Annotated in this window: 5 protein-coding genes; 4 read left to right on the top strand and 1 reads right to left on the bottom strand. The window is 57.5% G+C overall.

The features are described from left to right. Positions 1–8: 8 nt before the first annotated feature. From exaC to FY046_RS12775, 4 genes are all read left to right on the top strand, one after another. Positions 9–1,529, top strand: a complete 1,521-nt coding sequence (gene exaC / locus FY046_RS12790) for an acetaldehyde dehydrogenase ExaC (protein WP_421504531.1) — start codon at positions 9–11, stop codon at positions 1,527–1,529. A 26-nt stretch (positions 1,530–1,555) separates the two neighbouring features. Next, positions 1,556–2,581 carry an alcohol dehydrogenase AdhP gene (gene adhP, locus FY046_RS12785; RefSeq protein ID WP_133846527.1) on the top strand — a complete coding sequence of 342 codons (1,026 nt, stop codon included), beginning with the start codon at positions 1,556–1,558 and terminating at the stop codon, positions 2,579–2,581. Positions 2,582–2,715: 134 nt separating this feature from the next. Further along, complete coding sequence (locus FY046_RS12780; RefSeq protein WP_171148532.1) at positions 2,716–3,477, top strand: YdcF family protein; 762 nt, start codon at positions 2,716–2,718, stop codon at positions 3,475–3,477. A 1-nt stretch (position 3,478) separates the two neighbouring features. Then, a complete protein-coding gene (locus FY046_RS12775; RefSeq protein WP_159338160.1) occupies positions 3,479–4,390 on the top strand; it encodes a LysR family transcriptional regulator in 912 nt (303 codons plus the stop codon). On the opposite strand, the gene FY046_RS12770 is transcribed toward FY046_RS12775, so the two are convergent. Beyond that, positions 4,372–12,936 (bottom strand): GH36-type glycosyl hydrolase domain-containing protein, encoded by an 8,565-nt coding sequence (locus tag FY046_RS12770; RefSeq protein ID WP_446186199.1) that lies wholly within the window; start codon positions 12,934–12,936, stop codon positions 4,372–4,374. The genes FY046_RS12775 and FY046_RS12770 overlap by 19 nt on opposite strands. Positions 12,937–13,093 lie beyond the last annotated feature (157 nt).

Raw genomic sequence — 13,093 nt, 5'->3', positions numbered from 1 at the left:
ATTTTGCGATGCGTTATTCCCATCCTGGTACACCCGGTGCTTTAGTGTCTTTCAAAGCGGCCTATGGCAACTTTATTGATGGCAAATTCGTCGAACCGCAAAGCGGTCAGTATTTTATGAACACCTCTCCGGTGAACGGCAGCGACATTGCGCAGTTCCCGCGTTCTGATGCCCGTGATATCGATGCGGCGTTAGATGCCGCCCACCGTGCGGCCGACGCCTGGGGAAAAACCAGCGTGCAGTATCGTTCTAATCTGCTGTTACAGCTGGCCGATCGTATAGAAGCCAATCTGGAATACCTTGCCGTGGCAGAAAGCTGGGATAACGGTAAACCAATCCGCGAAACGCTGAATGCCGACCTGCCGCTGGCGGTTGACCATTTTCGTTACTTTGCCGGGTGCCTGCGTGCCCAGGAAGGGAGCGCCAACGAAATCGATGAAAAAACCGTGGCCTACCATTTCCATGAACCGCTGGGCGTGGTCGGGCAGATTATCCCGTGGAACTTCCCGCTGCTGATGGCCGCCTGGAAACTGGCCCCGGCGCTGGCAGCCGGAAACTGTGTGGTGCTGAAACCCGCAGAGCAAACCCCACTGGGTATCACGCTGTTGCTGGAACTGGCAGGCGACCTCTTCCCGGCTGGCGTGCTCAACGTGGTGCAGGGCTTTGGCCGTGAAGCGGGCGAAGCCCTGGCAACCAGCAAGCGCATTGCCAAAATCGCCTTTACCGGCTCCACACCGGTTGGCCGTCATATCATGGCCTGCGCGGCAGAAAACATTATTCCCTGCACCGTCGAGCTGGGCGGCAAGTCACCGAATATCTACTTCGCCGATGTGATGAACGGCGAGCCGGAGTTTATCGACAAGGCGGTAGAGGGGCTGGTTCTGGGCTTCTTCAACCAGGGCGAGGTCTGCACCTGTCCGTCACGCGCACTGATCCACGAATCAATCTATGCGCCGTTTATGGAAAAAGTGATGGCGAAAGTGGCGACCATCCGTCGTGGCGATCCGCTGGACACCGACACCATGATTGGCGCACAGGCATCACGCCAGCAGTTCGACAAAATCCTCTCGTATATTGATATCGCGCGCCTGGAAGGCGGAAAAATCCTGACCGGCGGCGAACGTGCCAGCATCAGCAAAGAGCTGGATAACGGCTACTACATTCAGCCAACGCTCATCCAGGGCGACAATCAGATGCGCTGCTTCCAGGAAGAGATCTTTGGCCCGGTGATCGGGGTCACTACCTTTAAAGATGAAGCCGAAGCGCTGTCCATCGCCAATGAAACCCAGTTCGGGTTGGGCGCAGGTATCTGGACGCGTGACACCAATCTGGCGTATCGCATGGGCCGCAGCATCAAGGCCGGGCGCGTATGGACTAACTGCTATCACATCTACCCGGCACATGCGGCCTTTGGGGGATACAAACAGTCCGGCGTGGGCCGTGAAACGCACAAGATGGCGTTGAATGCCTATCAGCAAACCAAAAATCTGCTGGTCAGTTATGACACAGCACCGTTAGGGCTGTTTTAAGCCTGTTTTCTTTCGAGGATTGAATAATGAAAACGATGAAAGCCGCAGTAGTGAAAGCCTTTGGCGAACCGCTGGTGATTGAGCAGGTGCCGATCCCTGAAGTCGGGCCGGGCCAGCTGCTGGTAAAAGTGGTGGCTACCGGTGTCTGTCATACTGACTTGCATGCTGCCGAAGGTGACTGGCCGGTGAAACCTCAGCCGCCATTTATTCCGGGCCATGAAGGCGCAGGTTATGTCGTCGCGGTAGGTGAAGGCGTAAAGCATATAAAGGAAGGGGATCGCGTGGGCGTCCCCTGGCTGTACTCTGCCTGTGGCCACTGCGAACACTGTCTGGACAGCTGGGAAACCCTGTGCCATTCGCAGCAAAACGCCGGTTATTCGGTTAACGGTAGCTTTGCCGAATACTGTCTGGCCGACGCTAACTACGTTGGCATCCTGCCGGATAACGTTGATTACAATGAAATCGCGCCAATCCTCTGTGCTGGTGTTACCGTGTACAAAGGTCTGAAAATGACCGAAGCCAAAGCGGGTGACTGGGTGGTCATTTCCGGTATTGGTGGGTTGGGCCATATGGCGGTGCAGTACGCCGTAGCGATGGGCTTTAACGTGGCCGCCGTGGATGTCGACGACGAAAAACTGGCCTTCGCCAAACGTCTCGGCGCCACTGTCACAGCAAACGCCCGTAACGTTGACCCGGCAAAAGTGTTTAAAGACACGTTCGGCGGCGCACATGCGGTGCTGGTGACGGCAGTATCACCCAAAGCCTTTGAACAGGCGATTGGTACGATGCGTCGCGGCGGCACCATGGTACTGAACGGTCTGCCACCGGGTAAGTTTGACCTGTCGATCTTCGATATGGTGCTGGACGGCATTACCGTGCGCGGTTCGATCGTGGGGACGCGTAAAGACCTGCAGGAAGCGCTCGACTTTGCGGGTCGCCACAAGGTAGCGGCGAATATTTCGGTTGAGCCGCTGGCCAATATCAATGATATCTTTGCCCGCATGCATGCCGGGAAAATTGAAGGCCGCATCGTGGTCGATCTGGCCCTGTAATGTCTGTCTGACGACGGCAACACCGGATTAATCCGGGTTTCACAGCAGGCATAGCTTCAGCGCTATGCCTGTTCGCAAAATGTAAAGTATCAGTGATATCATCTGCCAGGTGTTCACTTATTAAAAGCCCGCATATGATCCTGACCCCGCAGAACATTGACTCTCTTAATACCATTTCACACTGGCTTGCCGTTAATGATGTCAACGGCGAACAGGAGTTGCACGCTGATGTGGCTATTCTGGCTGGCCATGCCGTGCTGCCGGGGCTGATCGGGGCCTTTACCCGGCTGGCTGACACCTCAATTCCTTTGTTGCTGAGCGGCGGCACGGGTCACTCCACTGAGCTGCTGAAAACCGCATTGAACACAGTGCAGGTCAACAGCGATGCATCGAGCGAAGCACAGTTGCTGGCCGACGCAGCCGTGCAACTCTCCGGCATCAAGGCAGATCGGCTGATCATTGAAGATCAATCACGTCACTGCGGGGAGAATGCTGCCTTCAGCCGTCGAAATCTGCTCGCGCGAGAGATGCCGGCACAGCGTATCATTCTGATTCAGGACCCGCTGATGCAGCGCAGAACCACCGAAACCTTCCATCATGAGTGGCAGCGCCAGGGGCAACAGGTCGATTTCATCAGCTGGCCGGTGTTCGTGCCGCAGCTGGTGTTACAGGACGACCAGCCGGTCATCACCGGGGCGGCATCGCAACAGGGATTGTGGGCACTGGACCGCTATGTTTCGATGGTGCTGGGAGAAGTGCGGCGGCTGCGTGATGACAAAGAGGGCTATGGTCCCCTGGGCCTCGGGTTTATCGGCCATGTGGATGTGCCTCACGCAGTGGAACATGCCTGGCAGCGGCTGATGGCCGAACCTGAACTGGCGGCGCTGGTGCGCTGAAATGACGACGGAACCCGATCTCAACTTACTGATTGCACTGGATGTGCTGCTGAATGAGGCCAGCGTGGCGGCAGCGGCACGCCGTCTGGGCTTAAGCGCCTCGGCCATGAGCCGCACGCTCAGCCGCCTGCGCAGCGTTACGGGCGATCCGTTGCTGGTGCGTGCCGGGCGCAACATGGTGCTGACGCCCTGGGCCGAAGCGATCCGCGAACGCAGTCAGAACGCGGTCTTAGAAGCCCGTGCGGTGCTGCGTCCTGCGGTGGCCGAACAGCATCCCGCCAGTCTGGACTGCACGTTTACGCTGCGCGCCAATGACGGATTTGTTGAAGCTTTTGGCCCGGCATTGATTGCGACAGCAGCGCTATCCGCGCCGTTGGTCCGTCTGGTTTTTGCCCCCAAACCGGAGAAAAGCGTCAAGCCGCTGCGCGAAGGACGCGTGGATCTGGAGATTGGTGTGCTGGGCGAGATGGGCCCGGAGATTCGTGTGCAGGCGCTGTTCCGCGATCGTTTCGTCGGTGTGGTGCGTCAGGGCCATCCGCTGTCGCAGTTACCTGATGTCAGCGTCAGCGACTATGTTGCCTGGGGGCATGTGGTGGCCTCACGCAGCGGACGGGCGGAAGGCCCGGTGGACCAGGCGCTGGCAGAACAGGGCGTGCAACGGCGGGTCAGCGCCGTGGTGCCTGCTTTTCCGGCTGCGCTGGCCGTGGCGCGCGCCTCCGATCTGGTGGCGCTGGTGCCGGCATCCTTCCTGCTTAATCAGCCAGCCGGGCTGTTGTACCGTTTTGAACTGCCGGTCAAAACCGGTGCCATCACCGTGTCACAGATGTGGCACCCGCGCTCGGAAGTGGACCCGGCGCACCGCTGGCTGCGGCAACTCCTGTTGACAGTATGCCGTCAGCGGGTGCCGGATTGATCTTCTCCTCCCAGGTGGATCGTCACATGATGGTGCTGCCCCTCATCCCGTAGGGGAATGCAATCCTCCGTCAGATCCGCGCCATCCAGCGTGATGTGATAATCCCCCTCACTGCGCACCACCTGAATATGATATTCGCTGCTGCCATGCTGATACGTCAGGCTGACGGAAGGCCAGTGTGCAGGCAGTAATGGCCTGACTGCCAGCGCATCCGCATGGCGGGTAATCCCCAGTAGAGACTCCACCAGCAGGCGGTAAGCCCAGCCCGCCGATCCGGTGTACCAGCTCCATCCACCGCGTCCGGTGTGTGGTGCGACACTGTAGACATCCGCCGTCATCACCCAGGGTTCAACTTTATAGCGTGCCACCGCATCGGCATCCAGGCTGTGATTGATTGGATTGATCAACGACCACAGTTGCCAGGCTCTTTCACTGTTGCCCATTTGGGCAAAGGCCATCACCGCCCAGATAGCACCATGCGTATACTGCCCGCCGTTTTCACGCACGCCCGGGACGTAGCCCTGAATATAGCCGGGATTCGGCCCATCGCCATTAAACGGCGGCGTTAACAGTTTGATCATCCCTGCGTTGTCATCAACCAACCGTGCATCCAGTGATTGCATGGCTTTTGCGCACTGTTCCGGCGTTCCGGCACCGGAGAGGACAGCCCAGCTCTGCGCGATAGCATCAATCTGGCAGGCCTGCGACAGATGGGAACCCAGCGGTTCGCCGTTATCAAAATAACCGCGTCGATACCATTCACCGTCCCAGCCGGCGCTGTTAAGGTTATCGCGAAGCTGGTCTGCCTCTTTGCGGCATTGCAGGGCAATATCCGTTTGCTGCCGCTGTTCTGCCAGCGCGCCAAAACGCCGTAAAATATCGTAGAGGAAGAAGCCAAGCCAGACGCTTTCCCCTTTCCCTTCACTCCCCACCCGATTCATCCCGTCATTCCAGTCACCCGTCCCCATCAGCGGCAGGCCGTGTTGCCCAAAACGCAGGCCGTGAAGCAGGGCTTTCAGACCATGCAGCCAGACGGTATCTTCGTGAGCACTGATGGTGGGCTGCTCGTAAACGGACTCTTCACCGGGCTGCGGATGTTTGCCTTCCAGCCAGGGGACGGACTCCTCCAGCAGCGTCATATCGCCGGTCGTGGTGATGTAATGACAAATCGCCAGCGGCAACCAGAGGTAATCATCCGAACAGTGAGTACGCACGCCATTCCCGAGAGGAGGATGCCACCAGTGCTGGACATCGCCCTCAATAAACTGCCGGGAGGCACAAAGAACAATCTGTTCACGCAGGCGCTCAGGTGCGGTGTGACTCAGGGCAAGCGTATCCTGCAACTGGTCACGGAAACCGAAGGCGCCGCCCGACTGGTAGTAACCGCTGCGCGCCATAATGCGACAGGCCAGCGTCTGGTACAGCAACCAGCCGTTCACCAGCAGGTTGACCGTTGGATCGGGCGTGGTGATCACCACTTTATCCAGAATCCGGTGCCAGTACTGATGAACCTGCGCCAGCTCATGGCGAGCAGCATCCTCATCCAGATATTGGGCGATAAGCGCTTCCGCCTCCTGCTGATTTTGCCCCACGCCCAGTACAAAGATGAACGTGCGCTGGTCGCCATCAATAAGCGTGGTGGCTGACTGCACCGCCGCACAGGGATCAAGCCCTGCGCCCGTGGTATCCGGCAGTCGCTGCTGTTGCATCGCCGCTGGGGAACGGCGTGAACCGTGACGGCAGAGGAAGGCCCGCCTGTCACCTGTCAGTGAACAGTGTGCCCCGGTCACCGCGAAGAATGCCGTTCTTTCAGAGCCGTTGCTGTTGTAGTAGTTACTGGCCAGCACACCGCAGCCGGTGCGAACAGTGGAAGGGTGCGTGATGATATGCATGGCTGACTTGCTGCGCGATTCACCCAGCGTCCATTCAACATAACCCGTGACAGAGATTTTCCGAATGCGGCCTGAGTTGTTGGTAAGGGTTAAAATGGCCAGCTTCACCGGCGCATGCTCAGCGACCAGCACGGTCAGCTCGCTATCCAGCCCGGTTTCGCGGTGGCTGAAGACGCTGTAGCCAAACCCGTGACGGCTCAGATAAGGGCCGCGCCCCTGTACGGGTAGAGTGGTGGGTGACCAGACGGCACCGGTTTCTTCATCACGCAGATAGAAGGCCTCCCCTGAACGGTCACTGACGGGATCGTTCTCCCAGGGCGTGAGACGGTATTCGTGCGCATTTTCATACCAGGTATAGGCTTGTCCGGCCTCCGAAATCACGGTGCCGAACTGCGCATTGGCCATTACGTTCGACCAGGGTGCAGGCGTGGATCCACGTTCATCCAGCAGGATTTGATATTCGCGCCCGTCGGGAGAAAAGCCCCCCCGGCCGTTGAAACAAAGCAGCGCAGCGGTATCCGGCTGCCAGTCAAGGTGCTGGTTCACCGGGAGTACGGCTGGCGTGACCAGGGCAAGCGACGAGGAGACGGCACCCTGAACACGCAAATTGAGTTGTTCTTCCAGCCCACCCGCGCGATCGTCAATCACAACCCGTGCCACACTCAGCAGCAGCGTGCGATCCTCTGCGGAGAGATGCTGACCATTCCGTAAGAAAATCCCTCCCGACTTATCCGTCATTCCTAGCGCAGACTTGGCGGCGATCAGGTCCATAATCTGGTTGTGCAGGGTCTGCTGATAGCCTCCCGGGCCATCATTGAGGATCACCAGGTCGACCGCCAGACCCTTCAGACGCCAGTAATGATGGGCCTGCATCAGCGTATTGATCAGCGGAATACTGTCCGAATGAGTAATATTTAGGATCACAATCGGCAGATCGCCGGAGATACTCCAGCCCCACAGACCGCTCTGCCCACGACGATTACGGGCAATAATCTGCGCCTCTGCACGCAGTTCAGGGCCAGGGAACAGCACGGCGCTGGCAAGGCGATTGAACAATGACGCATCGTCTTCATTGGCATTAATCTGTCGCAGCACAATCTGGCTGTGTGACCATGCCAGTTCAAAGACGCGATCGGCAATCGGGGAGTCGCGGTATTTCTCCAGCAATGCCTGGCTCTGTTCTCGACTGCCCGTGACGCCGTAAACGATATCGAGGGTGACCGGTACGCCGGGGAGTAACACCAGCGGCTGGCGCAGGGCGATCACCGGGTCGAGTACTGCACCGACGTTATTGCTCAGCGGCCCGCTCCGGGTGGGAGCCAGGGCGTTAGCGGTATCATTCCCGCGCCCAAGAAAAGCGGCACGATCGGTTTCAAATGAGGCTGTTTTCTCCGTTCTGCCATGCACCACCATCATATGAAACAGCCACGGACTCTGTTCCTCCGGCGTGCGTGCCCGGCGGTGACAGAGAATCGCTTCCTGGGCAGAGACCCACTCGGTCTGAACAAACAGGTTGCTGAAGGCGGGGTGGGACAGATCGCTGTCGGCGGAAGCCAGCACCACTTCGGCGTAGCTGGTGAGTTCCACCGTCCGTGGCTGACGTCCCCTGTTGACCAGCGTGATACGACGCAGCTCGATGTCATCTTCGGGGGAAACGACAATCTGCGTTTTAATATGCAGCGTTCCCTGCCTGCGCGTGAACTCTGCGCCGGCATCGGTGAAGGAGGCTTTGTAATCATCGGGCGTTGAGCCGGAAGGCTGCCAGGTGTTGCTCCACACTTCGCCGCTTTTCACATCGCTGATGTAGCAGCAGGAACCCCAGTTATCACAGGTGGTATCGCTGCGCCAGCGGGTAAGGGCCAGATCGTTCCAGCGGCTGTAGCCGCCACCTGCCTGTGTCACCATCAGATGATAACGCGCGTTCGATAACAGCTGAACTTCAGGCGCGGCGCTGTCCACATCCGTGAATTCCCGCGGATCATAGTGAACCGGTAACAGCGTTCCTTCCGGCGCATCGAAGTGCCTGCGCGGACTGTAGAGCTCGATGTTATTCGGCACCCGCTCTTGCAACAGCAGACGTGCTGACTGAAAAGCCGGGACAGCCATAAACCGGTCTGTCATCGGGGCATTGTGTAACAGGTGAGATAATGCCTGAAACGACATGCCCTGGTGATGGGCCATCCAGGAGCGAACAACGGCAAACCGCTGGCCGCTGGCCTGGCGGGAAGGGGTGTAATCCAGCGCTTCATAAAAGCCATATTCGCCACGCGCACCGTTTTTTTCCAGTACGACAAGATTGTCACAGGCTTTGTGAGGCGCAACCAGCAGTGCCAGGAAAGTGGCATAAGGGGCCACCACCATATCGCCCGCCAGGCCGCGTTTTAGTCCAAGACCGGGGACACCAAAGGCGTGGTACTGATAATTTTGTAGGGGGTCAAACGCGTAATACCCTGACTCTGAAATGCCCCAAGGCACGCCACGCTGTTTTCCCCACTCAATCTGCCGATGCACCGCAGAAAGGCTCATCTGTTTCAGCAGGCTGCCCGGATAGGTGGGCATCACCAGATTGGGCATTAAGTACTCGAACATCGAGCCACTCCAGGACATCAGCGCCGTATCGCGATCGATGCGGGTAAACAGGCGTCCCAGGGCAAACCAGCTCTTGAGTGGTAGCTGATTGGTGGCAATGGTCAGGTAGGTGGTCAGACGGATCTCGGAGGGGAAGAGATCGTAATGACTGGTGTCCAGCCTGTTATTGTCACAGTCATAGCCGACGCTGAGCTGACTGGTCACCTCATTGTAGAGGAAGGTGAAATCCATGTGGGCATGTGCCGCCAGCCGCTGTTCCAGTTCGGCAATAATATCGATCTGCATGCGAGCCGCTGCCAGCGCTTCTACTGTGGGTGTACCTGCTCCTGCTGGCGTTGCGGTTGACAGCCACGTCAGCGAAGGCAGCGTGGCCTCCTGCCAGCCTGCAGTGACCCAACCCAGCAGTGAGGACCAGGCATGGCAGAATAATGTCAGCTGGCGCTGAAGATGACCAATCCAGTGACTGATGGGGTCATTGTCTTCGGAGAGGGTGGGATGCAGGCGCAGGCTCAATGCCTGCATTTTTCTGAGCTCGCCGAGTAACTGTGCCGCAGGCAGTTCATGCGCGTTGCGACAGTGCTTATGCAGCTGGCGCAGAGTGGTCGGCGCATGTTGTCCCCAGCGGTTTTCCAGCAGCGTGATGGTGTCATCCAGGCCTGCCAGCATCCGATCAATATCGATGACGGGCTGGGTACGTAACTGCGATAAACCGGCACTCAGCGTCAGCAGATGCCCGGCCATATTTCCACTGTCCACGCTGGAGACATAGCGTGGATTCAGGGGCTTCAGCGTACGGGTGTCGTACCAGTTGTAGAGGTGCCCACGGTAATGCTCCATTTTATCCAGCGTGTCCAGGGTGAGCGATACACGCCTCAGTACTTCACCGGCGGGGATATAGCCGAAGTCACAGGCCGTCAGGTTTGCCATCAGCGACAAACCAATATTCGTGGGTGACGTGCGATGAGCAACGGTGGGCTGCGGAAACTCCTGATAATTATCCGGTGGCAGCCAGTTTTCTTCGGCCTGGGTGAAGTGGTCGAAGAATGCCCAGATTTCACGACTGTTGTGGCGTAAAAAACGTTTCTGTCCGGCATTCAGCGCTGCCGCGACAGGCGCAGGGGAACGGCTGAGCCAGCTCAGGATCAAGGGGGTCAGGCACCACAGCACGCCGATGGGAAGGGCAAAAACAAGCAGTAGCGGGGCATAACGGGCGGTTAACGCTGGCAGCAACACACCGCAAACCACGTTGAATGCCATGGCACGGTAAAACCGCAGCGGGGAGGTTTTGTTTCCCTCGTGACAGGGGTCAACACTGGCCCACTGATTGAGGTGACGGTGTGAAACACCCAAACGCCATAGCGTTTTCACAATCGCCAGCAACGAGAAGGCGGCCTCATGCGGCAGGATGGCAAAGTTAAGAATAAGGTGTGTCAGGCGGCGCAGCGTTCCCGACGCGACAGCCGTCAGGCGCTGCCAGACAGGCCGATTGCTAAACAACAGATCCTGAACGATGGCCAGAGCAGCAGGCAACAGCAGAACCAGGGCCAGCATGACGAGCCAGTAGTGTGGGTTGGGGACCAGCAGCAGAGCGGAAAATATCAGCAGCAGCAGCGACGGCGCAACCAGGCTCCGGCGAAGATTATCGAATAATTTCCAGCGTGATAAGGTACTTAACGGGTTTTTCTCACGTGAACCATCCGCTTTTTTCACCCGGAACGTCAGCCAGTTGAGCAACTGCCAGTCGCCACGAATCCAGCGGGTGCGGCGTGCAACATCAGAGAGATAATTGGCCGGATACTTTTCATAAAGCAGCACTTCGCTCAGTAACCCGGAGCGGGCATAACAGCCTTCCAGCAGATCGTGGCTCAGTACCAGATTATCGGGACAGGTGTTCTGCATGGACTGCGTAAAGATATCGACATCATAGATGCCTTTGCCAACGAAGGCGCCTTCACCAAACAAATCTTGATAGATATCAGACGACATCATCGAATAAGGATTGTTACCCGGTACGCTGCTACAGATAGCGGCATAGCGCCCCTGTCCTGACAGGGGGATTTCTTCAGCCAGACCTGGCTGCAAAATCCCGTAACCTTTAATCACTCTACCTGTCGCGGCATCATAAACCGGATGATTCAGCGGGTGCGCCATGGTGGCCACCAGTTTGTGCGCCGTGTCACGAGGCAATACCGTATCGCTATCCAGTGTGATCACGTACCTGACGCGGGCAGGGAACGGTTTCTCATCCCCGACGCGGTGGGAAAATTGCGAGCCTGGCTGGCGCAACCAGCTGTTCAACGCCGCCAGTTTTCCCCGTTTGCGTTCATAGCCCATCCACACACCTTGCTGCGGGTTCCATTCGGGTGAGCGGTGCAGCAAAAGGAACAGCGGGCGATCCGCCGCATAGCGACGGTTCAGGGCGTCGACCTGTGAAAGCGCCCATGCCAGCAGCGCATCATTTTCAGGAGAGTGTTCTGTCTCCGCGTCACTGAAATCGGTCAGCAGCGCAAAATAGAGATGGGCACTGTTATTCCCCAGATAACAGACCTCCAGGCTATTCAGCAATGCATCGGTTGCCTGACGGCTGGTCAGCAGGCAGGGAATGGCAATCAGTGTACTGAATTCTGCCGGTACGCCGCTGGAAAAATCCATCCGCGGCAATGGCTCCGGTGTGCGAAACCGCGTTGTCGCCTCACTGAGCAGATGCAGAACCACCTGACCGATCGCCATCGACAGTGGAACCGCCAGCAGCAACAGCGGCCAGCGCAGCCCCTGTTCCGCAGTCGCATGCAACACCTCTGCAGTACAAGCAACGGTCAACAGACTCAGGCTGCCGAGCCAGGCGAGCAGGGGTTCCTGATTGAATCGATGACGCAGATGCGTTAGCCAGTTGGTGTTGGCGGCCAGGCGTTTTTCCAGCACATGACGGTCTTCGCCGATCAGATACTGGCCGATATGATGCTGCGGCAGGATGGCACTGGCCGCCTGTGACAATGCCAGCACGTGGCGGGTCACGTCCAGTTCACTGAAGCGGCTGGTGCGGGCCAGTTTCTCGATCACGTGCCGGTAATGGTCGCGGGTATCAAAGTGCATCAACGGGTAGATCCCGGCAGGATCCTGAAGCAGCATCTGTTCGACCAGGCTTTGAGCTTCACAAAAATCGGCCCAGTTGGTTTCACTTAACAGCCGCAATCCGGCAATGCTGTTACTGACAGAGAGCTGGCTGGCCGCGAGTTGCTGATTAAAACGGTGGATCAGCAGATCGGTGGTGATGCCGGTTTTCACCAGTCGCTGTTCCATCCAGGTCAGGGGCAGGGCAAGCAGGTTGCCACGCCCCTGCAATCTGCGGACCAGTTCGGCAACAAACGCGCTGCTGAGTGGCGGGCGGGATCGCGCCATATCAGCGATGACCATCACCAGGTCGGCCGGGGTCGTTTCAGCACAGGTGATAATCTGGCTGACCCACTCATCGGCGAGGTTACGCTCCTTTTGCGCCTGAGCCACTTCGCTGCTCACGCGGCGCAGATTTTCGATAAGTGCAAGACGTAACATGCCGGGCAAGGCCCAGAGTTCTCCCAGCGTGAGTGGCGTTACCTGCTGATAGGCGTTGATATAGCCCGACAGACTGCTGACATCCCAGCGCCCGTCACCGTGAGCAATGGCTTCGGAAGCAATATCATAAATACGCGGGCAGGCATGAGGGGAGGCCAGTACTGGAAGGCCTTTGCCAAAGTTTTTTGGCAAATGATGACGCACCATGCGGATCTGTTCTTCAATCAGATAATAGTTGTCCAGCAACCATTCGCCCGCTGGGGCAATACTGATTTTATCGACTTTATTGAGCAGATAGCAGTTTTGGGCAATGACTGATTCATTGTCGTCCAGACGTTTCAGCAGATACCAGGGGATTTTATCAGGTGATAATCGATGCGAACGCGCCAGTTTCTGACCGAAATGCGCCATCTGGGCGGCTGAAAATAATTCTGCTTTAATCACACTATCCATCGCCCGGGCAGGTGCCCCCGTCCAGGCTGTTTTTATTGTGGCGATTTTTGCGCGTAACATCGTCATAAATGGAGATTTAATGCTTAATTTCATATTATTGCTCGTCAGGCGGGGAAACGCACAGGAGCAGTTGTGAAATCATTTCAGAAACGATCTCTCTGAATGGTGTAAACAATCAAAATTCAGCAGCTGCGAGAAGGGTGGTCGGTGAAATAGG

Source organism: Erwinia sp. 1181_3, from assembly GCF_052824965.1.
The sequence above is the reverse complement of the archived record's forward strand: the minus strand, read 5'-3'. Positions and strand labels throughout refer to the sequence as shown.

Coding starts and splice junctions, on each gene's coding strand:
- exaC (WP_421504531.1), top strand. CDS start 9: ATGCGTTATTCCCATCCTGGTACACCCGGTGCTTTAGTGTCTTTCAAA.
- adhP (WP_133846527.1), top strand. CDS start 1,556: ATGAAAACGATGAAAGCCGCAGTAGTGAAAGCCTTTGGCGAACCGCTG.
- FY046_RS12780 (WP_171148532.1), top strand. CDS start 2,716: ATGATCCTGACCCCGCAGAACATTGACTCTCTTAATACCATTTCACAC.
- FY046_RS12775 (WP_159338160.1), top strand. CDS start 3,479: ATGACGACGGAACCCGATCTCAACTTACTGATTGCACTGGATGTGCTG.
- FY046_RS12770 (WP_446186199.1), bottom strand. CDS start 12,936: ATGTTACGCGCAAAAATCGCCACAATAAAAACAGCCTGGACGGGGGCA.